Source organism: Paenibacillus sp. Negev47 (genome assembly GCF_058313655.1).
In genome coordinates this window covers 1,949,994-1,973,121 of record NZ_CM177754.1, presented here as the reverse complement: position 1 = coordinate 1,973,121, position 23,128 = coordinate 1,949,994, and the positions used below count along the sequence as shown (strand labels likewise).

Here is a 23,128-nt window from a genome sequence, read left to right as displayed (position 1 = left end):
AAGATTGTTTTATTGGTTTTGTGACTTTACATAAGTTCAAATATGCTTATTTACATGGGCACTCCGATGACAGAACAACCTTCCGATCACTGTTATCCCCAGATTTTTTGATTCCCTTTTGAAAGGGAAAATCCGGGGATAAAGGCGCACGCTTCGCTTCTTCAGGTTATTTCCGTCCTCTCCGTTATCGTGTAAATGTGTAGTTGAACTTATATCGTTCAGCAAGGTAAAGGTAATATATGCCTACGGATAGTATACACCATTGTCCCGTCTCTTCATAAAAAGACCGTCGAATCCACTTTCTGATATGTATTATGCAGCGTTTGTGTTTATGAGCTGCATGGTGAAGTAGTGGATCATGACATTCCATTCATATAAAAGAACATAAAAAAAGATCGCATGCAGCTTGATTAACAAGCGTCATACGATCTTTTCTTTAAGATGCCGAGGACCGGGATCGAACCGGTACGGTAGTCACCTACCGCAGGATTTTAAGACATGAGTTTTGATTGGTCTGAAATGGAACGACAGGCTAAAATATAGTAATAACAAGGCTTCAAGCTGTTCGTGTGTCGTTCTCATTTGGACTGGTTTCTATGGGTTGACCTACAGTCTGCCCCCAATTCGTCCCCAGCCCGTTCCCTGATTTATTCAAGCAAAACTGTGTGATCTAAAGACGGCGAGACCACTTTTACTAGAACAGGAGTTTTTATCCCTTGCGCAGAAACTAAAACCTGCGCAAGGGTTTTAGCTGCTTCTTGAGTAAGCGTCTGATGAACATCAATTTGGTGTGATCGCATGGTGAACGCCCCTTAGTTTCAGTTTACCCCCAGAGCTTTCCAGTGTTATAATCGTGGGAATACTGGCTACTGGAGGTCAATAAGTGGAAATCTCTCGAGGGAGATGTAGGCTTCTTGAACTCATTAACGCAAAGGGTTTTACTCAGACCGAGTATGCTAATCGATCTGGACGATCCCAGCGAATGATATCCCATTTTTGTAACAATACCCGTGTGATGCTGCCTGAAGATATGTATACTGCCGTGCTGTTATTGGGGTGTAAATGGGAAGATCTATATGAGTACAAAGTAAAGCGTGCATGAGGCGGTGTTACCGCACTCCCCCGGAAAATTTAGAACAATTTGTTCTAAAACAGATATGTAAACAATACCTTTTTCCTATGACATATGGTGTCGCAATGTGTCGAACGTCCTGAAGGTAAAACTTTACATATTTCTACTTCGTTAAACTATGAATTGACTTTGTATTATAGATAAATATTACAGCGTACACAGAACACATATTCTTGTTAATAATCTACTAAATTGTCGAATACAAGTCTGATTTTAATACATACAGTAGGCATTGGAGGTAGTTTGTAGAGTTGTTTTTGGGATGATTTATGGATAATAAAAAATCCGACAGGTGCTTTCCTGACGGATTTTAATTATTCTAAATCTTATATTGATGCTGAAATTATCTCTTCTATCCTCGGCCAACTGTAATCCTCATCACCGCGTACAAGTTTGATTCTTCTGTTTGGCTTATCGATCGATGTCACAACGCCCCGCATGATTTCATCATCGAATGGGTTAAATACCGTCAACGTAACAGATCGGCATTCTTGGTAAGATTCAAGGATCGCTTCTTCAATGAGCTGCATTTCCTGTTCATCCAAGACAGGCTTCCCCTTCCTCTCTTGTTCTTTCTGATCCCTTAAAAAAGCTTCTCGATGTTCAGGAAGAATTATACGCGATCCCTCATATATGCCGTTAGCCATCAATTTGCTAGCCATAATAAACTCCTCCTTAATATTCAGTCCAATAGTCAATGTTCCCTGGGGGTGGCGTGTGGTCAACCTTAGGTCGTTCTGCCTCGCGCTCCCAGCCTTCCAAAATGACTATGTTAGATGTATTCGACTTGTCATCCCAATGTATGTATTCCGCGGCTATAAGAGCGTCGAGAGCAGCCATGACGTCTGGTTTATGTTTGCCTGTCTTTACGGTCAACTCGTGGACCGTGGGAAACCTACGTCGTCCCCCTTTGTAGTTGTATAAGATCCGTAATACCTTCCGTTCGTAATCAGATAACATGACTCTACCCCCTATGCTGTCGTTCTTATTGGACGGCATGCCAGTAAACCGGATTCCCTAAACGTACGTGGCTGTCCCGACAATAGATCATCAGCTTTAATCATTCCCGACCGTATGCTCTTGACCTGGATACGTCGTTTGGTAATCTTTCCACTTTGATCCTCATAGATAATTTCAACCAACCAACCCAAGTATTTCACTGGCATGTTCACCCCTCCAATAATAAGAACATTCGTTTGCTTTTAGCTATTATATGCGAATATATGTTCGATAATCAACAGAAAAAAATACCCAGTCTAAAGACTAGGTACCATCAATGTTTATGGGAGAAGGATTACTACTACCATTCCCACGATTCATGTCAGCCACGTTTCCATTAACCCCTGCGATCAGCTTCAGGATATTTTTCCTTAGCCGATTAAAGACAATCGGTGGTATTCCATTGCACAGGAAATGACCAAGCAACAACATATTCACTGCAAGATTAAATTAAAATCACTCTGAACTCTTACTAAGATCAATAAAAATAATCATATAGACCTATAGGATTTATAGTCTTTGTAATCATTAAGATAGGTATTTATAATTAAATTTCCAAAAAAAGCAAATACCTTCACCAAATTATGATATGCTTTTCCCAGTAACAAAAACAAAATAATGGAAGGGTAGGAAATTAACATGTATTTAATGAAAAAAATTGCACCAATTATTCTTTCTGGATCTTTGTTATTTAGTGGGAGTCTCCTCCTCACTGCGAATACCTCAGCAAATGAATTAAGCACTCAAGAAAATGTAACTGTAAGCACTGCAGCTGAAAAAGAAGAGTATCTAAGTTTTGTAAGAAACGAATTAAAAAAATATGATACTGATGATGCAACGATAGATAGCTTGGTTAGTAAACTAGCAAATGGAGAATCATGGGATTCACTAAATCCAGAGAAAAGTGGAACTGCAACCGAAGTGAAATTAAAAGAGAATGAAACTAAACTTGTTTTTCCAGACGGATCATTTATAATTCAAACCTTTGGATCTGTTCCAGAGGAAGGGGCTATTACACCCATGGCGGATGTTGGGCGTGACAGCGAAACTAAAGTAACTTACACTTTAGGCGCAACTATCTACCAAGGAATGAATGTAACTGGTAATGCTGTTATATTTACTGCAACATACAAAGCCGACTTTACATTAGTCAAAGATGGTTATGATTCTATCCAAAAAGTATATGATAGAAGAGTCATCATCCCTGGCTCAGGCACTAATTATGAGGTAGAAAAATGGGGTATCCAAAGAGCCACTGAAAATTCATATGAAAAGGCTAGAGCTAACTTTACGTTCAAAGTAAATACTGCATTATCTACTAATACTATTGTTATGAATTTGTTAGTCGGAAATGATACTTACACCGCAGATGGAAATGTGTAAAACATAAAATATTATTAATCAAAAGACAAAGGTGCTAGAATTTAAATTCTAGCACCTTTGTCTTTTAAATATTTGGTAAGTGAATCTTACCCAATATCTTAATTCTCTGTACAAAACATTAAGTTGTTCAGCTTAACATAAATAAACTTTCCTACTAATCCAATTCTGATTTCAATCATCTTATCAACATTTTAATTACTGCATTTTATTGTTCTCACTCTTTTATCTATATAAAAGATGACTGCAAATATCCAATTATGGTAAACTGTAATCACTTTTAATTGCAGCAGGAGGTGTACGTAACATGAAAAAGTTAAGTCTTTACATTTGCTTTATTTTCTTAGTAAGCATACTTTCTGCTTGCTCTTCTAGTGAAAGCGAATCTCCGATCGATCTTGGTATCATTGTCAACAAATTCAAAGAAGCAGGATTAGAAATCGAAACTCCAACTGAATCAATTACTGAAGAACATGCGTTAGGTAGCTTAGGTTTTATCGAAGGTCAACGCATTCTTGTGCCGGCATTAGGTGAAGGTGAGGGTGGTTATCTATTCTTGTTTGACACCCAGAGTAATCTTGAGAAGCTAAAGGATGTCTATGAAGAATCCGAAGAATCTTCGTCAATGTTTAATTCACACATGTACGTTAAAGACAATGTATTATTACAAATGAGTAATAAAATGAGTCAAACTGAGTTTGATAAATACGTTAAAGTCTTAGATGAGTTATAAATAGCTCCCTCCTTAACCTCGTTTTATAAAATCGTTAGCAGCATGACTTTATACGTGCAAATACTATATTTACCTAGGATTTCTCCAAAACTTACCGCCTCAATCCTTTGTAGCAAACAGCTATAATTGGGTTGAGGTGTTTTTATGTTTATTAGCCCTATGTTACTAGAGACGGCACCAGGACCATTCAGCCACTCCGATTACCTTTTTGAACCTAAGGTTGATGGACACCGGTTGATATATTCGCAACAAGCCGGAGTAGTCCGGCTATTCACTCGTCACAACAACGGCTGTACCCGTCAGTACCCGGAATTGCTTCTGCCGTTTGACTCTGATATTATCCTGGACGGCGAGGTCGCTTGCACTGATCCAGAGACAGGGCTTAACGACTTTGAAGCAGTCATGAGTAGATTCAGCACAAAGCTGACCAGCAAGATAACGCAGCTCACTCATAAACTGCCTGCCACATTTGCTATATTTGATATTCTTTTCTACCAAGGACGAGATCTACGTAAGCTACCTCTTATGGAACGCAAGAGAATCCTACACAGTCTATCTCTTCCTTCCTCTAACTTTGGAGTTGTACCCCATATAGAAGGCGCTGGAGAGGAGTTATACACTCAGATAGAGACTATGGGAATGGAAGGTGTAGTTGGCAAGCGCAAAGACAGCCAGTACGTCAGCAGACGGTCAAAGGATTGGATGAAGGTCATTAACTGGTCCTATGCTGATGTTTACATTACGGGGTACAAAAAATCTGAGTTTGGATGGCTTGCTGCTGTTCCGGATTCAACTGGTAGGATGCGCCCAGTAGGGATCATCGAGCATGGTCCGAGTCCAAAACATAAGCAAGCGTTCCGCGGAGTGTGCCAGCAACTCGTGACCGGAGAGGACAAGAATCACGTTTACCTAGAACCACGTATACAAGCCAGGGTCAAAATGCGCAGCTGGACAAAGTCAGGCGTGCTACGTATACCCGTGTTTGATCAATTTATTGTCTGAGATAATGCAAAAAAGACTCCGCAACTCAATGCAGAGTCTTTTTTATTGATAGCTTAGTATTCGCTCACTTCAAACGTTAGGACTCGATCAAATAGGATGTAGTCTTTACGGCTCTTGAACGGTCCTTTGTTATTATCATGTTTGTTGATTGCATAAGATGCTTTTCCGCTTCCAGCTTGTTTTGCTTCGTACCAATCGATAAAGCTGTTAACTTCTTGCATACTCAGATCGAATTCTTTTTCCAATCCAGTTGTCATTGTAACGACTAGGATTGCACGATTACCTGATGGCTCTTCTGGCTCTACGATTGGTCCTTGAGGAGTTGCAGAAGCTTCATTTGAAAACTCGGACTCTACGCCATTCACAACAGCACTCACCACAAAGTAATATTTTGTTCCATTAGTTAGCCCGGGGATGAGAAGGTTCCCATATGAATCTTTAGTGGCTGTTACTGTTTCTGAATACTTACCTGGCTCAGTCCCGTATCTAACTGTATATGACTCCGCATTCTGAACAGCATTCCAATTCAGGCCGACCTGACTATCCCCACCAGAAGCTTCTAAATTTAGAGGAGTATTTTCACTTACAAGCCGACCATCCGCATCAATATCTATAGCATCCACCATCAGCATTGAATCATCAAATGTAACTTCTACTTTATGGTAACCCAATGGCAAATCAAGTTTTTCGTAGTTCACGATTAAATATGTATCTGCACCTTGTTGCCTGAAAGTCTCTTCTTGACCATCAATTTTTATCCTAACTATCTTTGCTTTGTTTGAATATGTTTGGCCAATATATCTCATTTTAGTACCATAGAAAACGAAATTAAGCTTTCCGTTTTTAGTATCTGTTGTATATGAGTAATTATTGTTGTAATGATTTCCTTGGGCTGATGGTCGTGCTTTAGTCCAACTCCCTGAATAGTTTAAAAACGGTGATATATCATCGTATCTTTGCCATCCTGCCTCAGGTTCATCAAGTCTCTGCCCTACAGTTGCCGCATAAATAGAAGAATTTAGAAGCATTGCTGATAATAGCATTAATACTCCAAATAAAACACCAATTTTCTTTCCGATCCTCATTTTCGAATCAATCCCCTCAGTAATCTTTTGACCAGATATTAAGATAATTCATTCCTTCATTCTTTGTCTAAACATAAACTTGCTGATCTATAAATATCATCTAATTTATTGCATTTTTATTTTATATTGGATGCGTATCTCCACAAATTACCCGTTTCTATTCTTAAATATTTGAGTAAAATTACATAGTATAGAGTCTCAAAGGAGGCATTACCATGTGCGGAAGATTTACGATCACTGACCCCTTAGATGCAATAATGGACAGGTACTATGCATCTATCGCTGATGGATTTGAGTACAAGCCTAATTACAACGCTGCCCCTATGCAATACATTCCTACAATTATAGGCAGCAAGGAAGGAAATCGATTGGGTTCGCTCCGATGGGGCCTCGTTCCTTCATGGGCAAAGGATGATAAGATCGGGAATAAGATGATAAATGCACGAGCTGAGACGCTTGTAGAGAAGCCTGCCTTTAAACGGTTAATCAGCTCCAAGCGCTGCATCATCCCCACGAACGGATTTTATGAATGGAGCAAGGAAGGATCTACCAAGAAGCCGATGCGTATATTGATGAAAGACGACAGTATCTTTTCATTGGCTGGCTTATATGATACTTGGACAGATCCAGACGGTAATAAACTGAGTACTTGCACCATTATTACTACCCAGCCCAATGAACTGATGGAAGACATTCATAATCGTATGCCGGTCATCTTGCGTCCTGAGGATGAGGCTGAGTGGCTCGGAAGAAACAATGATGATGTGCAGTCTCTAAGCGATTTGCTTAAGCCTTATCAAGCTTCTGAGATGAGAGCATATGAGGTGCCGAAGGAAGTCGGTAATGTGAGGAATAACAATGAGGATTTAATAAAAGAGGTAGGCTGAACGTAAAAAGAGCAGTGAGGTTATCCCTCCTGCTCTATTTTTGTACCCTAAACTCAAACCGATCACGGAAGTATCTACTCCCTGCCAACGATAAGCCAGCAGAGCCTTTAGTTTCTTTGTACCCATAAGATATTACTGATCCTCAAGAACGTGTCATACTGATACTTTGGCTTGGGAGGATAAAAATCCTATTTATAATTTATAAATATCGGATCTTCTAGACATGCTCTAACACTCCTATTTAAGGAATGATTCATCTCTCACATCCAACTCCATCACCATCACGATCAAGCTTCCTACTGTACCCTGGTTCTCCCTCATAGATTGGATCTGCCCCAGCTGCTCTTACCGCAGTACAGTTCTTGTAGTATACCTCGGATGATGGTTTAGGGTCTGGCTTAGGGACAGTCTCCTTTTTAGGAGTCGATGTTGTTGATTTAGTCGTGCTGGAGCTACTAAGGGATTCTGTTTTTTTGGTTATCGTTTCTTGCTTTTCAGCAGTGGATTTATTAGCTGCGGCCACATCAAATCCATCCTCTTGTGCGTAATTCTCAATGCTCCAGATTCCCAATCCTGATTTTTGAGCTTTCACCTGGATCTTTTCAAACTGGTCTACATGCTTTACGTTAGGTGGATATATGTAAGCGACTCGGGCATAACCTTTCTCCAACAACAGCTCATTTAACATCTTATCTCCTACCCAGGCATACGCCAGCAGGCGGCCGTACTTGTCACGCTCAGATACATCTAGTTCCAAAGTGAGATTCCCTTTTTTCAATTGAGCCAATGTAAAATTAGATGCTTCTTTGGCGAACGGTTGAACTGGCGTTCCTTGTTTAACACTCTCAGGCGTGTCCACCAGTAGCAAGCGTACCTTCTCTTCTTTACCGTCAAGTAATACTTTGAAGGTGTCACCATCTGTAGCTTCGATAAAGTTCACTGGAATTCGGTCTGTCTTTTTTCCGGTATCAGTCTCTTCTTCAGACTTGTCATTAACATCAGCAGTAGTGGCTGCTACCTCTTGAATTTCATTTGAAGTCGCGGAAGGTACCGTATTGTTATCTTTTACAGCGGCACTTGACGTTGGTTCATTTTTCGCCATTTGATTCGGCTCATTTGGAGCAGACATAACTGCTACAAAGGTTAATAGAAAGAAGCCAGATAATAAGAACAGTGCAACTGAACCTTTGCTAATTTTATTTGACATTTTCTTTTTAGAACTAAACCTTCTGTAACCCAAATAACCCAATATCAGAGCTAAAATAAGCAGAGCAAAATCGCCTGTGATCTGTACAGCTACTCCAAACAAAAATAGTCCTAACAAGCTCCATAACGCAATTTTCTTCAATTTCTTCATCTTATCCTCCCGATAGTTTAAATAAGAAACGGCTGCCAATTTAAAAGCCCGCCTTATTTGTTCATGCCCCGATTACGGTTTATCACCAGCACCAACCACGACTGAAAAAAAACCTTGTTCATCGTGCTTCAGTAGAACTATAAAGGTGCCAGGTTTGAATTCATGATCATCTTTATGAAGATCATAAAAACCCTCTAGACGTCCAGCAAGCAACTTACTTTCGTACTGGATAACATACCGATCCTCATCTGCCTTATACTCCTTGACCTTTACTGCATCACTTGGAATTACTGTAGATGCCTCAAGTAAAGCTTCCTTTTTAGAACGCCTTGGTATGTCCGTAAATTCAAATTGCAAGGTCACATTAATAGCTGTATTTTTTTTCACTTCATCTTCAACATATAAAATGACAAACTTATCATTTTGATAAGAACTAAAGGTGGCGTCTTCTCTATTCTCACTTGCACCGCGAATTTGTTCGATAGCCTCCTTCGTATCACCAAGCCCTCCATCTTTCGTAATCAATGGTTCAATAATTGGTTTGTCGCTTACAACAGACGCGGTAGAACTGTAATCCTCTTTACCTGCTGTTGCTTCATTCACAATTGATGAATCAGCTGTAGGTGCTGTCTCCGATGAATTATTCGTATTTACATTTTCATTAGTAGGTCCTCCGCAACCGGCTATTGCTATGGATAAAGAAATACATCCTGCAGCCAAAAGCAACATCTTGTTGTTTCTACGCACATTCTTAGCCCCCATGTATATATAGTACTTTAATCCTAACATACGAAGGTAATATCTACCATAATGGAAATTATCGTGTTATACCGCGGTCCTTTCAATATATGTATTCAGCGGCTACAAGAGCGTACAAAGCATTCATGACATCAGTCTTTTGTTTTCCCGTTTTAACCGTTATCTCGTGGATCTTGGGAAGCCTTCGCCGCCCCCCTTGTAGTTGTACAAGATCCGCCTTGGGAGTGATGAGCATGCCATTGAATATTTAGGGTGGTTGGTCGAGATTATCTATGAGGATCGGAATGGAAAGATCACGAAACGCCGCATCCAGGTGAAAAACATACATTCAGGAATGATCAAAGCTGATGATCTGCTATCTGGCCAGCCGCGTACATTCCGGGAGTCCGGGTTGCTGGCATGTCATCCGATTAGTATTACAGCATAGGGGGCATAAACATGTTGACTGATTATCAACGCAAGGTAAGAACGTTTGTATGCGAACGTACGCTCTTTATACAACAAAAAAAATTTCTACCCTTAGCAGTAGAAATTTTTTTTACGTGTAATTAAAATCAACATAAACTAAAATCAAACACTACTTTATTTAGCACCTGTCCTTGGATGCGACGCATTTCAGCGTCACATAGTACGGTGAATTCATTTGAATCCCGCACTTTTGAGGGAGAAAATAATATAAGTACCTCCATCAAACCAAGGACCAGAAAATAATAAATTATTTTTTGGCCCGGAAGAAAAAGATAACAAGCTGCCACTTCCAAAAGCGAATTATCATTCCGGTGTCCCCCTTTCAGAAGGATGGAACAATTATACAACAAAAAATAAATACATGCGAATCAAAAAAAGCGCCTTGCATAATAGTACTATATACGGTACTATATGTGAAGGAGGTGAGACATGGCTAGGATAGAAAAATTGGTCCAAAAAATGAAAGACCGCCCCAGTGGTATCCAATATGATGAAGTTGCCAAGGTACTCCGGCATCACGGTTATGGATTAGTGAGAAGCAACGGCTCGCACTTCCATTTCCGAAACCAAGCAGGAGACTTGATAACCATCAAAAAGGAACAACCACTAAAGGCGGCATACGTCAAAGACGTACTGGACCGGATTGGGGAGTAGCACCTCCCCTTTCCTTAATTCTCATCATATCCTAGCCGATTATTAATGGCAAATCATAGCCAAAAGAAGGATTTAGCGTACTACATGGCCCTCCCGTATACGATACAAATCAGACCCGTTAAAGACGAGAGCGGTGATTATTTCTTCGCAACTGTTGCGGAATTAGATGGGTGCCAGAGCAATGGAGATACTTTTGCTGAAGCCTACGAAAGTGTTCGTGAAGCTATGGAGGGACACCTGGCAGTGAAACTGGAATATGGTGACGCCATTCCTGAGCCAATTGGTGAGGATGAGTACAGCGGTAAATTCAATTTGCGCGTACCACGGAGTCTGCACCGGCAATTGGTTGAACGGGCAGCCGCGGAGAGTGTTTCACTGAATCAGTATTGCCTGTACAAACTGAGCCGATAAACCAAAAATGCCCTGCTAACCGTTGAAGGTTAACAGGGCATTTTGTCAGTACGATAAAAAAATCTGAGGTCAATCGCAGTATTGACGAATAAAATCTATTATGATAACGTATGATTATGAAATGAGCACTTTATGAGGCGTATTAGTCGGACTAATGCTACCCTTGTGGGGTGCTCTCTTTATTTTCTTTTATGTCTAAGACAATAATTAATTTTCTTAAAACTGTTCTTGAGTTTGCATTTAATTCCTCATAATGCCTAATTAAAAATTCTCTTATTTCATCTATCTCCTCAGTGAGTGCCGCAATGCTCCAAAATAATAGAAAATGAAGTTTTTTCGTTTTAGGAACATTTGATAGATAAATTTCATCTAAAGAATTAAATCTATACTCCTCATATGAATCTAAGTCCCTTATCATACTTTTTGTTAGAAGATTCTCAGGATTCTTATCTCTCATTTCAATTACATTTTTATCAAGGATAACATCCTTCTCCGAGGGTAGTCTGCGTAGATATTTGTGAACAGGGATAACAGAATTTCCTTTTAGCAGCTGAGGAAGCCCCCTATCAACGAATATTTCTATAGGAAGCATTGAAGCAAGATCGTCATAGAGTATGTCCCTAAACACTTGATCGCTTAACACGCCAGTAACTCCAGTTAGTTCCATCACCTGTGACGATCTACCTATTACTACTACAACTTCATCCCCTCCATCTTCTTCATCATTCATGAGATTTACGACACGCTTCTTTTCACCTTGATAATCATGAACGATATCATACACAAGGTTTTTTAATCGTCTTATCTCCCGAAGTTGAGTAAATGTCTTTAATCCTATCATTTGCTGATATAATTGGGAAAAGTCAGATATTGATATCTTAGACATATTTATTCGAGTTCCATTAAAGTCTATAGTATGAGGGCCGATTACAGGTTCTGATTTTGACGAATCGTAGTCTACTATTACTAGACGCTTCTCAAAATGATCCAGCTCCTCATTAGTTTCTAAGCATGAATATACGTCATGCAAAAAGTCTCTGATATTCTCATCAGTGATTGAATATCCAAAAAACAGAACTGGATTTTCCGCAAACATATTGATTACCTTTGCTGCAAGGACTTTGCTTTTTTTGTAGTAATTTTCGTAATCATTTTGTGTAAGGATCATTGAATCCGGTTCAGACACACAGCCATGAATCTTCATAAGGGTTCCAAGCTCTGAACCTGTGAAAATTTGTTGTTTTATTATTTTCTCATGGCTCGTAAATACATAATCTTCTAAGAATGTATCATAATTTGTAGTTATCACGGTCAGCATTTTATCTTTGAGACGTCTCAACATCTCAAGCTCTGGCTTCATTTCATCTTTAATTGAATAATTCTCCAAAGTTGTTTTAATGAAATACTTTAAAGGAATCTGATCATCACCAATTCCCTCTAATTCAAACTTTCCTTCATAGAACTCCATATTAAAGTCTGATTGTATGTAAGATCCGAGAAGCTTATACATCATGTGACTATCGTTTTCAACATTATGTTCTGACTTAATTTTTTCTATATACCATTTATATTTTCTATCTGGCATTTCATGATAAGCTGAAATACATTTTATCAGTAAGCCCTTCCAATCAAAGTTATTGGAAGTATACCTTTTTGCCATCCCTGAACCGATAAACATGATAGGCAATCTATTTATTTCTTTAAGATTTGAGAAAAAAGATTCTAAGCTGTTACTCATATATCTCCCTCCTTAACTTTTAAGTATAATATACCATTAAATGAGTACAGTGTTTTAATTTTATTATTTATAATAATCATATAATTAAATTAAAAAAAGGACCTCTCCAGCACACATGGCCAGTGAGGTCCTTTTCACCGATTCTTTCGGATTTAGTCATATAGTAACCCATTTCGACAGTTTTGTAAATTGTTTCAAATAAATATAGAAACATTTTCCTAGGTCTGATAGACTAGCTTTATCTAAATACATAGGAGGAAGTACCTTGAACAAAAAACCGATTTATAAGAAATGGTGGTTCTGGATCGCTATCGTAGTTGTTATCGGAGTGATCGGTAATCTCGGAGAGAAAGAGACTGTAGCTAACGAACCTGCCGCCTCAGCAACCACCCAACAATCACAGAAAGTAGAAACACCAACTGAACAAACGACTGAAGACAAAGAGAAAGCTGAAGCCGACAAAAAAGCTGCTGAGGAACAGAAAGCAAGAGATGAAGCTGCGGCAGCAGAATTGGCTAAAAAGGAAGCTGAAGCAAATAGCGTACCAAGAGAGCACAAGGCTGCACTAGAAAAAGCAATTACTTATGCTGAAGTTATGAACATGTCCAAAGCCGGTGTTTACGACCAATTGACATCTGAATATGGTGAAAACTTTCCAAAGGAAGCTGCTCAATATGCCATTGATAACATTGAGTTTGATTGGAAACAAGCAGCTTTAAAGAAAGCTCAAACATACGCTGAATCAATGAGTATGTCTGATTCCGCCATTTATGATCAGTTGGTATCTGACTATGGTGAGAAATTCACCAAGGAAGAAGCTAAATACGCAGTAGCTAATTTAAAATAACAGATCGGCGGTGCATTGAATGAAGTTTGGATTCCGGATGCCCAGCCTAAAAAACGGATATCAGCCCGTACCAGCATTAAACGTCAAATTATACATCGGTCTGGACTAAAAATGCCTCGCGGATATGTGTGGCTCCGGAACCCGAAAAAAGCAGTATATAACAAGGTGTACCGCAAGACTTCGTTTGATATTTTCCAGGTAATCAAAAAGTTGTTCAAATAAAAATAAGGCCCTGCCAGCTATGAGCTGATAGGGCCTTATTTATTCCCAAGCGATTGGGATTTATGGTTGCAAAATTCTCATGTTTTAGTGAGATAGTTGCGGGGAAGACTTGTCAATTTGGGTGTATAATATTCTGAAATTATTCCTGAGTCGCTTCAATCTGTTTCAGGCGTTCATCAAGTCCTTTTACATCACCGTTAACACCTGCAATCAGGGACAGGAAGTTACGCCGCAAGCGGTTAATCACAATGGCCGTTTCTTCCCTCGTAATCGGCGCACCTGGACGCGTTCCATCAAAGTACCCATTAGCCTGCGCTTCCTTCCATGACGCTTCAGCCCACTTGCTCGGAACGTTAACGTCTCTCTCCTGCTTCACTGGCTTGTCCTCCTTAACAGGTTCACTCTTCTTTGAATACTTCGCTTTCAGCTCGGCAACCGTTCCGTCAAACTCATTTAGATCCACCGGACCGTTGATCCCGTCAACCTTCCTTTTACCGCGTGGCAGATATCCACCAGCCGCGCCATCGCTGTATTGCCAGAAGTCCCAACGTGTCCAACCAGAAGCATCAGCAGGCGTTTGTGTGCTATAACGTGCAATCCATAATGGGTACCCGCTCAGACCGCTGAAATTGCCGATGAATGCTGGATACGTGTACACCAGTGGCTTAACCCCTGTAAGCCTATGAATCTCTTCCAGAAACGTCTTGGCTACTGCCGTAATCGTTGCTTTACTGTAGCCCTTTTTGTTTGATTCATAGTCCATAACTGGCGGTAGATCGAAAACGCCGATCCCACCAGCATCCTGAATGGCTCTGTAGAAATTCTGTGCTTCTGCCTTTGCTGCATCAACGCTGCCAGCAGAGTCATCCACATAGTGGTATGCACCGATCAGCAGGCCAACTGCCTTGGCATCCTTCACGAACTTGAGAAACTTTGATGACCTGAAGGACTTGCCTTGTGTGGCTTTCATGAAGACAAATGAAATCTCGTCCGCTGCCACCTTTTTGAAATCGATATTACCGTTGTGATGGGATACGTCAATCCCCTGTGCATTCCCCTGTTTACGCGCCTGCATCTGTACCAACTCCCTTTTTAGTTTGTTTGACCAATTGGTTTCCGTATACTGAGAATGCCCCAACCAGAATCCCTTGAACGAGCGACTCGGCTGACCATCCCAGTGTCCAACACGTAATAACAATAGCGAATGCAGTCACGATGAAAACAATGGTCCAATCAGGGATCTTTGGTATGCGTTTGATTCCAATACCAAGTACCCAGCATGCAGCCAATACAATAAATAACTTAGGATCAATAAGTGAAAATACAGTACTCCAGTCCATATCCTATACGCCTCCAATATCTTCTTTTCGATCAATCCGCTTATGAGCTTGTTTAGCCGACTCTTCGACCCGTGTCACCCGCTCTGACAGTGCATCTACACGCTGTGCCTGAACTCTTTGCTCAAGCCGAATATCATCCACCCCGCGCTTTATGTAATCAACATCTGCGCGTTGCAAGGCATCAGCCCCTGCTTCTTGGATAATGTCTTGTCTAAAAGATCTAGTGCGTCCCGACCACCCCAAGATAAGACCACTAATTGCTGCGACTACACTGATCAATACAGTCCATTCCATCCCGCTCCCCCGTCTCTCTGTTCAGGAAATGTTTCCTGCCCTATTCAATTGTCTCCGTACTTTCTTTTTGTTCTTGAATCTCAATAGCTGCTAGTGCATTCCCGATCTCCAGATCTAAAGCAGTCAGAATCTCTTTTTGATTAAGTGGATGTGAGCTAAGAACCGCAGAGATTATCTGGGTCAATTCTTCAACAGGTTTATTCAAATCCAGTTCAACTTGGAGTGTATGTGTCATCTTTGCCAATACTTTTCCTCCTCTCTATACGAAAATAAGCCCCTTCCAGTTAAGGAATAGGGCTTTATAGATTTATTATCTTTTATCTTTGTTGCGGAGTGGCTACGGATTTATAGTCACAGAAACAAAAAAAGAGTCCGCAGATAACGGACCCTCAGAGACTTATTCTACTTAGCAGTAAGTAATGCTTCATCAATTAGTTTTAATTCAGCCTCGTATTTTGCAATATCGGCGTCATATTCATCCAACCGTTGTTTAGACAGCTCTGCTCCAGCTTTATCACCTGTATCTATAAGTTCATCATAAGCTGCTGCTATTTTTTCTCTATCCTTTTTTAGTGGAGCAATAACATTTTTAACTGTGCTCTCTCTTAATTGCTCCAAGCTAGATTTAGTCCCACCGATGTATTTGTTTGTCTGTGATGTCACAGTATGAGAAGAAGACTTATCATCATTTGTTGTAACAGTTCCGTCTTCAGTGGTTATGTTTATTGTTTTTCCGCTCACTGAAATATCAGCTCCTAACGCTTCGGACAGGGCACGAGCTGGAACATTTGCCTTACTGTCAATGACAGCTCCCTTGTCCGACAATTTTTTGCCATCAACTACAATTGTATATTCACCAGTCACTCTTTTGCCGACCATGCTCTTAACAGAGTCCGCAAATGCTCCCGCTGTTGTCGAAAAAACAATCCCAATAATAATACCTCCAGCTACATACGCAACTTTGTGTGCAACTTTCTTCATAACCCTACCCCCGTATTGGTGCAATTTACCTAATATGATACATTACGGAGTGGTTGTCGTAAAGGTTCCACCACCAGTATTCGGATTGTTTGCCGTATTGCCATGATTATGGTTTGCAGTTGTGACACTGTGTCTGTGATTGTCGTATGAATATTGTAATGAATCTATCTTATTCTGTAATGAAGTTAGTTGGCTCTGCAACCCAACAATATCAGAGATGGAAATTCCGTATACAAAACCCGTTCTAAAAGTTGCGCCCCCGCCAAATATAACTGCTCCTTGGAGTCTGATAGGATTTCCGGTACTATTTGAACCGATGAATATATCGTTTCCGAAAATAGTTAAGCCTCCACTATTCTGATAAGTATTTATTTCTCCAGCAAATGCTCCTCCTGATCCAAAGAAAGACATAGCTGCTATACCATTATCAGAATCAGTGTTAATTCGAATTCGGTTGTTATTGTTGGAATCGTAGGTTCGGAATCCGTTGTTATCAAGCTCTACTCTACGACCTGTTGCTGCTGTACGTATTAATGACCCCGTAATCGTTCCTCCAGTTATACTTGTTCCTGAAATTGCAGAGGCGGTTATTGATCCAGAGAAGTTTGCTCCTACAGCCGACATGATCCCTCCGGAAGTCACGGTAAACATCCCGTTCCCCACATTAATGGATGAACCTACAATTGCACCATTTTTAAAGTTGGAATATTCAATGTTTGCGTAATTCGCTGTTAAGCTATTCGCTATCAAATCACCTTTCATATTTAGTCTGAAAGGCGCACTATTAAACGATGATGCTCCCGCTGCAATACCGTTTGTATTGATCTGGACAATATCCTCACCATTACCGATCAACATGGAGACAAAGTTACCAAGTTGGCCTATTACTTGCTCAGCAACAACACCTCGTGCCGTTATAGCAGCACGTATTGACTGCCAACCATCTGTAGATATCCCAACCCCTTTTGATGTCAGCCTGACTTGCTCCAGTGGATTCGTTTTTTCTTGAGCCAGTATTCCACCTTCTGGTGGATAGATCAGTTCAGTCTTGCTGTTGTTGATGTCAATGACCGCTTGCTTGGCAAATGATTCAAAGACATCCGTCCGGATCTTCCCGTTTGAAAACAGGTTGTTGGTGATATTCTTATTTCGTTCCAGGTCACTGATAATATCATCATAATCTCTTAAATTGATATTGGATATCGTCGGTTCAGCATGCTTGTCTAAACTGTATGGATACTCTGTCAGTTCAGTGATACGGGCTTTTAGCCGGTTCATACCCATATCTGGATCGATACACATGACATCATCACCTAAATGAGGTTTTGGTTCCGTGTGGTCAATCTTAAACAGGTCTGCCGTGGATATAGTTGCTTCCAGAGAAACAACCTCTTGCTCAAGCAACGCCTTGCGTGTAGCCTTCAGCAAATCCTCTGCTTCTTCAATATCCTGTTCGATGATCTCTCCATCGTAAAATGGAACCGAATCACTCGCCCAATATTGAGCAAATGGTGATATGAGATAGTTAACCGCAAGTTTACCATTCACAATCGTTCCTGGTATGCTCGACAATAGGCTTCTTTCCAGATCTGTCAGTAATGACGCATCCATACCGATGAATGTACGGCCATCTTTCATTTGAGCATACATCCGGGTAACAAGCGATTCGCCTTTGTCCTTGAATGAGCTTGATACGATGTTTTTCTTGAGCCGATACTGTAAGCCGTGGTCAGATCCGATTCTTTTTTTAAGGTTAATCACAAAATTATTAGGCTCAACCTCACATTCATACATTTCCACAATCCGGTTCAGAGCTTCAAGACATGTCCCTCGCCCAAAATCTTTAACGTCATGTAGATCAAACGTATCGTGGATAACGAAAGTGAATCTCCCGCCAGTAGCTTTTGTAATTAACTCCGTCAGTTCATTTAGGTGTATCCCATAAGCCTCATCAATGTATGAGGTATAAGGAAACTTGAAGTCATTTAGTTTGAACATGACATGATTACAATAAATTGAAGCCATCAGCTTCCGACCTTCACGGGACCGGCTCCTAGACTGAATAACATAATATTGGCCACGTTCGTCTTGAACGTGGCCTTTGATTGCTATTTTTTCGCGGTAATCATCTGAGGTCATTGGGACCATGAATGTTACCTCGTAGTCACTGTTAATACGTCTTCTTCGTTGAATTTCATGACTGTCTATCAGGGTACCTACACGCCGAAGATTTTTGTCGAAGACTTGCATAGTTGGGTTAGGCATTTTCCACCTCAATATCTAATAAAGGAATTTATCACGATGTGTAATTCGCATTAGAACTGTTCTACCCGTTTCAGGATCAGTCCAGGTCAGGTTATTTTCGCCAAGATTTAAATAAAAGAAGTCTCCGTTATATAGATGAGAAACGTTCTGCCCGTTGCGTAAGATTTTAAATTTGTCTATATCAATAATGATCTGATCACCGGGATTGAACACGTCTTCGAATTCGATATAATCCACATGATATCTGGAAGCTGCGGCAATCAATCTTGCTTCACCAGACAATTCTGAGCGCATGTTTATTTCACGTACATATTCCCCGCTAATTCGAGCTTCGCCTGACATAGGAACAGCTTCTAATACAATTTCCCGAACGAAATCAGCTTGTAACTGGGATTCCCCAGACATATCCGATGAAAGGGTCATTTCCATGGCGTATTCCAACTCATATTCATCTGCATCTCGTTTGGTATACATCTGAGCACCACCAGAAAGGTGAGCCGACATATCAATGATGTTTTCTCCACCACCAGTGTTAAAAGCAATTTCGTTAAATCCTCCACCGAACAAGACCGCGCCTCCTTCTGCCTTACGCTTCGTATTGTTGCTCTGTAATCTGTTCGAATTCATCAGGAGTAATTACGCCAAATGATACATACTGTCTTAGCTGCGGTTCCTTGGCCCATTTCTTTTCATAGTAATATTGGAGTCTTTCGAAGTCAGAATTAAACATTCGCATCTTCCCCTTTCGGTTCTGTTTCCATTGCCAATATACGTAATTCAATGCCGACAATCTGACCACCTAATGCTTCGTTCTGAGCCTTTAATTCAGCGTTTTCAAGTTCGCGTTGAACGATCTGCGCACCCAATATTTCATTTTGTCGCTTTATTTCAAGCGACTCCAGCTCGCGCTGTACCAACTGTTCGCCAAAACGGTCCATCTCAGAAGGTTCTTCCGGCGGTGGCTTGATCAATTCGTCAATCTCTTCCTGGCTTAAACCCTCCACCCACAAGTCAGGCAACTCGGGATCAACATATTGAGGTGCTTCTTCCTTTTCTTCTTCCGGCAATTGAAGCCACGCATCATAAAGAGATTGATACTCAGTTCGTGCTGTCACTTCCTCTTCGAGATGTGCTTCCCATCCCTTCAGATCGAACTTCGGCAGAAACAATCCAGCAGGAACTGGCACGCCTACGATATACCCTACAATCTCCCTTTCTACTTCTTCCTCGTCATCCGGGATTTCAGGCCCCACAGGCTGTTCAGGCGCTTCGGGATTGAATACCACAGGCTCAGGATCGGCATAAAAAGGGACGACACCAGAAAAGGCATCGTCCACCAACTCGTCCTCTAAGTAGAGTCCGTCTGTATTCACTTTAGGTACGGCTTTCATGTGTTACCTCCTTTATATATTGATATTAAATGATATACCTTCGAGGTTCAGCCATAGAGATGCGGCAGTCGATCCTAAGTATACGTTTCCGTCTTCTGTTATTTCGACTGTTGTACCTACCGGAGTGGGGGTTTCGAAGGAAAGTACGTTAAATATCCGTCTTGTTTTTGGGCGAAATCCTTCGGGCAAGACAAACAATCTCTTACCTGCATCCCTAACTCCGTCTTTAATCAATCCTCTAATGTGTACATTTTCGCTTGAATCCTTAACGTATTGAGCAGTTGGATAACCGGGATATTGGATCCACCCATTTACTAATGTTGGCGTAATCCACGCCGGACTACCCTTCTCGGCCTTTTTCGACTCCACAACACTAAGCCGAGCGGTAGCTTGTTGAACATCCTGCACCAAGTCCGTAAGCAGCGCCTTTTCGTTCTCAGCTACCGATCCGACGAATGGAGCAGCCGGGAACGTGTCCAGCATCAGGTATGTTACGGTGTACGTGGCTGAGGCGTCATATTGAGATAATTTAATATCCGCGTATTCTTCTCCGCCGCCAGTAATGCTCCCGCCTGATTGTACATTCCATTCGTTATCATCCCTGCCGTTCTTATATATTTTCAGGAGTTTACTCACCTTAGTTTGTAACCCTGTTCCCGGATAGTTTGGCGAACTCGGAGCATTAATCCCAGCGTAACCGATAGAAGAATTAACGTAAGGTTTCACGCCTTCGCGCAACACAATCCCCGTTCCTACCTCAATCTGATTATCTCCCTCAAAGAACGTCAATTGTCCCTCCGAAGTGATTGGTTCGACAGTAGGCGTTGCAAGTTGATATACGAGTTGGTATGGCGTGTAGCTTGGCGCTTGAGTCGTCGGTAAAACTGCTGTTCCATCTGCTAAAGTGTTGCCGTCAGATGCTACCCTTGCCCAATACTTCGTTCCTGTTCCGTTATACGGCGTAATACCGCTTTTGCCGCTTCCTCCAGTTCCCGAGAGGTACATAATCCAGCCCATGAAATACGCCTTAATCTCGGCTGCTGTCGGATTGTATGAGTCTCCCCATCCGCTGTCTGCGTTGGAAACTGTCGTCCATACATAACCCTTATTTGATTCGTTGCCTACGTTAAATAAATCTGATTTAGGAAAAGGCGAGCTAACTCTATCCAATTCAAGTAACTTACCGTCATACTTAGTCATGTACGCGGCGACATTTGACGTATCGACATTTTTAGGCATGAACAATGTTACTTGTTTGTATCCCGTGTAACTCGACGCATTAACGCCATAATCACCTGTAGGAATGATTGAAGCTTTTTTCCACTTCGCCAATTTGAAATATTGACCGTCCTTCTCGAACACTTCGTCAGCATTCGCCCCAGTTAGTGGATTAGCGTATAGATCCGCTTGCAATGCGAGCATAACGTCCTCACGTGGTTTGAATGGTTTGGCTGTTGTGCCGAGAACGAGCATTGGGTTTTTAATGCTGAACGTCCCCGCTGCGCTTCCTGTATTTCTGAAATAGGCAACAACATATGCCGCATTGACAGGGGCTACGAGAGTTGCAGTTTGTCCGGCGGCATATCCAGTCCCGCTAATCGCTATCTTGTCTTTATCAGCGAATACAAGATGTATTTGACCATTATGTTCGGCACTAAACGTATACGCCTTACCCGGAATTGCAGGAATCCACGGAGAGCCTATCCATGATTCTGCTGCGTTGGCTACCACCGTATACTCGTAAGGACTTGAAATAGATCCTTTTCCTGTAGAATCGTTACGAGGGGCATTTTGCCATTCATCATAAAACGGCGGCAACAAGTTTTCTCCATAACGAATCGCATACGGATTTCGCACGGGTTGAACGCTATCAACGTAAGGATACTTAGCAGCGGCTTGTTCATCCGTCATCGAAGCGAGAGCGTTATATTCTGCTTCGCTTACCTCATATTGACGAACAGCATCAAAATAGGCGTATGATCCGGACGGACCCACTACTCCCATGTCAATATTAAATGTTCCATCTTGTGACGGTGCATATCGAATGGACATAGGCGTGAAGACTGATGAGCTTGATTCTTTTCCTAATCCTACTGCAGGGAGGCTAAACGTCACTTTGGTAGAATTCCCGTTTTTTGCTTCTACAATGAAGATATAATACTTTCCGGCTTTTACTGATGTTGAAATGGCTGCTACTCCGGAAGGACTTTCCGAAACGGCTACCATCAACCCTTTAAGCCCTTGAACTTTATTTGTGGAGTCTGAGGCAATTGATGAATTATAATAACCTATCTTTGATAAGTCCTCCATTCCTCCGACACGTCCCAGCAAGTTAACCAACGTTCTGCCCTTGAGTCCATTCAAGGAAAACGGGGCTTCCTGTTCTGCCTGAACTACGTGGATACCTGGTTGGAGTGTAATAGCTGTACGCTCAGGAGTATCCAGCCTATCAGCTAGTTCCAATATATTTTCACGAGCTGCATCCCAATCTGCAGCCGCAAAATTACGAGCAACCCTTGTACCAGGCGTCCAAGCTCGTGCAATGCCTTGATACCCCCGCAAACAACCTTTTAAGGTATTTCCTTCAACAGATGTATAAGTTATCGTTTCTGCTGTTTCCCCATTACCTATGACGGCTATCCCCTCGCCTGGTAAGAGTACACTTGGATCAGTAACCGAAATATCTGTTTGTGTCTGCGTGATAGCCGTCGCAAGTTCCGTTTTGGGAGAATTTACGATTGCCGGATACATCTTTCTCATAAGATTACCTACCCCTCATCAATCTTGAGTTGACCCGCTAGATAACGAATCAGGTCATTGGTCAGTGCTGTTCTTGGCGTTTTTACAGCTCCGTGATACAAGAGATTCCCGCCTGTAACAGCGTCCCTTATGCCTACATGTGTAATCAGGCCCAAATCCGCTGTTGCAATAGGGAAAGATACATCTGCTGTATTCTGAACTCCTGCCCTCCGGTCCGAAATAACAGGGTCTCCGAAAACAACTTGCTGCCGGGCATAGCCTCCACCTGTCACTTCTTGTCCTGTATCGGCGTCTGTAGGGTTAGATGTGTAAAGTGCAATGTATACTTTGGGTGGAGCAGTAAAGTTAACAGCTCGGAGAGCCGCATTGATTGAAGCTTTCTTCCAATAGTTTGATTTCGATAGTAAAATGTCTGCCAAGATA

At 41.4% G+C, this 23,128-nt stretch carries 25 protein-coding genes and 1 pseudogene; 8 read left to right on the top strand and 18 right to left on the bottom strand.

Annotated elements, in window-relative coordinates:
- Positions 1-1,458: 1,458 nt before the first annotated feature.
- The 3 genes from AC4G47_RS09145 to AC4G47_RS09135 are packed head-to-tail and all read right to left on the bottom strand — an operon-like array spanning position 1,459 to position 2,298.
- On the bottom strand, positions 1,459-1,794 hold the full coding sequence (locus tag AC4G47_RS09145) for a YolD-like family protein (protein WP_491105795.1): 336 nt from the start codon (positions 1,792-1,794) through the stop codon (positions 1,459-1,461).
- Positions 1,795-1,807: 13 nt separating this feature from the next.
- Positions 1,808-2,092: a hypothetical protein gene (locus AC4G47_RS09140; protein WP_491105794.1), complete on the bottom strand. Its 285-nt coding sequence runs from the start codon at positions 2,090-2,092 to the stop codon at positions 1,808-1,810.
- A gap of 11 nt (positions 2,093-2,103) precedes the next feature.
- Positions 2,104-2,298, bottom strand: a complete 195-nt coding sequence (locus tag AC4G47_RS09135) for a hypothetical protein (RefSeq protein ID WP_062319556.1) — start codon at positions 2,296-2,298, stop codon at positions 2,104-2,106.
- A 472-nt stretch (positions 2,299-2,770) separates the two neighbouring features.
- Here AC4G47_RS09135 and AC4G47_RS09130 point away from each other — a divergent pair, with 472 nt between their 5' ends.
- The 3 genes from AC4G47_RS09130 (at position 2,771) to AC4G47_RS09120 (ending at position 5,246) form a co-directional block, all read left to right on the top strand.
- Positions 2,771-3,514 (top strand): hypothetical protein, encoded by a 744-nt coding sequence (locus AC4G47_RS09130; RefSeq protein WP_491105793.1) that lies wholly within the window; start codon positions 2,771-2,773, stop codon positions 3,512-3,514.
- Positions 3,515-3,818: 304 nt separating this feature from the next.
- Positions 3,819-4,244 carry a stress protein gene (locus AC4G47_RS09125; protein WP_491105792.1) on the top strand — a complete coding sequence of 142 codons (426 nt, stop codon included), beginning with the start codon at positions 3,819-3,821 and terminating at the stop codon, positions 4,242-4,244.
- A gap of 144 nt (positions 4,245-4,388) precedes the next feature.
- Positions 4,389-5,246 (top strand): ATP-dependent DNA ligase, encoded by an 858-nt coding sequence (locus AC4G47_RS09120; RefSeq protein ID WP_491105791.1) that lies wholly within the window; start codon positions 4,389-4,391, stop codon positions 5,244-5,246.
- Between the two features lie 53 nt (positions 5,247-5,299).
- On the opposite strand, the gene AC4G47_RS09115 is transcribed toward AC4G47_RS09120, so the two are convergent.
- Positions 5,300-6,331 (bottom strand): fibronectin type III domain-containing protein, encoded by a 1,032-nt coding sequence (locus AC4G47_RS09115; protein ID WP_491105790.1) that lies wholly within the window; start codon positions 6,329-6,331, stop codon positions 5,300-5,302.
- A gap of 215 nt (positions 6,332-6,546) precedes the next feature.
- Between AC4G47_RS09115 and AC4G47_RS09110 the strand changes: the two genes are divergently transcribed.
- Positions 6,547-7,218 (top strand): SOS response-associated peptidase, encoded by a 672-nt coding sequence (locus AC4G47_RS09110; RefSeq protein ID WP_491105789.1) that lies wholly within the window; start codon positions 6,547-6,549, stop codon positions 7,216-7,218.
- A 253-nt stretch (positions 7,219-7,471) separates the two neighbouring features.
- On the opposite strand, the gene AC4G47_RS09105 is transcribed toward AC4G47_RS09110, so the two are convergent.
- Together AC4G47_RS09105 and AC4G47_RS09100 are read right to left on the bottom strand one after the other, a co-directional pair.
- Complete coding sequence (locus AC4G47_RS09105; protein WP_491105788.1) at positions 7,472-8,575, bottom strand: thermonuclease family protein; 1,104 nt, start codon at positions 8,573-8,575, stop codon at positions 7,472-7,474.
- Between the two features lie 72 nt (positions 8,576-8,647).
- Positions 8,648-9,322 carry a hypothetical protein gene (locus AC4G47_RS09100; RefSeq protein WP_491105786.1) on the bottom strand — a complete coding sequence of 225 codons (675 nt, stop codon included), beginning with the start codon at positions 9,320-9,322 and terminating at the stop codon, positions 8,648-8,650.
- A gap of 909 nt (positions 9,323-10,231) precedes the next feature.
- Here AC4G47_RS09100 and AC4G47_RS09095 point away from each other — a divergent pair.
- Positions 10,232-10,456, top strand: coding sequence for a type II toxin-antitoxin system HicA family toxin (locus AC4G47_RS09095; protein ID WP_076328831.1), 225 nt, complete (start codon positions 10,232-10,234; stop codon positions 10,454-10,456).
- A gap of 84 nt (positions 10,457-10,540) precedes the next feature.
- Complete coding sequence (locus AC4G47_RS09090) at positions 10,541-10,867, top strand: toxin-antitoxin system HicB family antitoxin (protein ID WP_491105785.1); 327 nt, start codon at positions 10,541-10,543, stop codon at positions 10,865-10,867.
- A 157-nt stretch (positions 10,868-11,024) separates the two neighbouring features.
- Here the strand turns inward: AC4G47_RS09090 and AC4G47_RS09085 are convergent, their stop codons facing one another.
- Complete coding sequence (locus tag AC4G47_RS09085; protein WP_491105784.1) at positions 11,025-12,605, bottom strand: SIR2 family protein; 1,581 nt, start codon at positions 12,603-12,605, stop codon at positions 11,025-11,027.
- A 265-nt stretch (positions 12,606-12,870) separates the two neighbouring features.
- On the opposite strand from AC4G47_RS09085, the gene AC4G47_RS09080 reads away from it, so the two are divergent.
- Both AC4G47_RS09080 and AC4G47_RS09075 read left to right on the top strand, forming a co-directional pair.
- A complete protein-coding gene (locus AC4G47_RS09080) occupies positions 12,871-13,452 on the top strand; it encodes an Ltp family lipoprotein (RefSeq protein WP_491105783.1) in 582 nt (193 codons plus the stop codon).
- Between the two features lie 19 nt (positions 13,453-13,471).
- Positions 13,472-13,674, top strand: a pseudogene (locus tag AC4G47_RS09075) (hypothetical protein).
- A gap of 139 nt (positions 13,675-13,813) precedes the next feature.
- Here AC4G47_RS09075 and AC4G47_RS09070 read toward each other — a convergent pair.
- The 11 genes from AC4G47_RS09070 to AC4G47_RS09020 form a co-directional block, all read right to left on the bottom strand.
- Positions 13,814-14,749 carry a glycoside hydrolase family 25 protein gene (locus tag AC4G47_RS09070; RefSeq protein WP_491105782.1) on the bottom strand — a complete coding sequence of 312 codons (936 nt, stop codon included), beginning with the start codon at positions 14,747-14,749 and terminating at the stop codon, positions 13,814-13,816.
- Positions 14,736-15,014: a phage holin family protein gene (locus AC4G47_RS09065; RefSeq protein ID WP_491105781.1), complete on the bottom strand. Its 279-nt coding sequence runs from the start codon at positions 15,012-15,014 to the stop codon at positions 14,736-14,738. Before AC4G47_RS09065 ends, AC4G47_RS09070 begins: the two co-directional genes overlap by 14 nt.
- A 3-nt stretch (positions 15,015-15,017) precedes the next feature.
- On the bottom strand, positions 15,018-15,308 hold the full coding sequence (locus AC4G47_RS09060; RefSeq protein ID WP_124113795.1) for a hypothetical protein: 291 nt from the start codon (positions 15,306-15,308) through the stop codon (positions 15,018-15,020).
- Between the two features lie 40 nt (positions 15,309-15,348).
- Positions 15,349-15,543, bottom strand: coding sequence for a hypothetical protein (locus AC4G47_RS09055; protein ID WP_491106674.1), 195 nt, complete (start codon positions 15,541-15,543; stop codon positions 15,349-15,351).
- 167 nt (positions 15,544-15,710) lie between these two features.
- Positions 15,711-16,289 carry a stalk domain-containing protein gene (locus AC4G47_RS09050; RefSeq protein WP_491105780.1) on the bottom strand — a complete coding sequence of 193 codons (579 nt, stop codon included), beginning with the start codon at positions 16,287-16,289 and terminating at the stop codon, positions 15,711-15,713.
- Positions 16,290-16,331: 42 nt separating this feature from the next.
- Positions 16,332-18,554, bottom strand: coding sequence for a phage tail protein (locus AC4G47_RS09045; protein WP_491105779.1), 2,223 nt, complete (start codon positions 18,552-18,554; stop codon positions 16,332-16,334).
- Positions 18,555-18,569: 15 nt separating this feature from the next.
- Positions 18,570-19,121: a phage distal tail protein gene (locus AC4G47_RS09040; protein ID WP_491105778.1), complete on the bottom strand. Its 552-nt coding sequence runs from the start codon at positions 19,119-19,121 to the stop codon at positions 18,570-18,572.
- A gap of 19 nt (positions 19,122-19,140) precedes the next feature.
- Positions 19,141-19,284 carry an XkdX family protein gene (locus tag AC4G47_RS09035; protein ID WP_145323012.1) on the bottom strand — a complete coding sequence of 48 codons (144 nt, stop codon included), beginning with the start codon at positions 19,282-19,284 and terminating at the stop codon, positions 19,141-19,143.
- Complete coding sequence (locus AC4G47_RS09030) at positions 19,277-19,945, bottom strand: hypothetical protein (protein ID WP_491105777.1); 669 nt, start codon at positions 19,943-19,945, stop codon at positions 19,277-19,279. The genes AC4G47_RS09035 and AC4G47_RS09030 overlap by 8 nt, the downstream gene beginning before the upstream one ends.
- Positions 19,946-19,957: 12 nt before the next feature.
- Positions 19,958-22,705 carry a hypothetical protein gene (locus AC4G47_RS09025; protein ID WP_491105776.1) on the bottom strand — a complete coding sequence of 916 codons (2,748 nt, stop codon included), beginning with the start codon at positions 22,703-22,705 and terminating at the stop codon, positions 19,958-19,960.
- Positions 22,706-22,713: 8 nt separating this feature from the next.
- The gene (locus AC4G47_RS09020) at positions 22,714-23,124 is read right to left on the bottom strand and encodes a phage tail fiber protein (protein ID WP_491105775.1); all 411 of its coding nucleotides are present in this window, start codon (positions 23,122-23,124) and stop codon (positions 22,714-22,716) included.
- Positions 23,125-23,128: the final 4 nt, after the last annotated feature.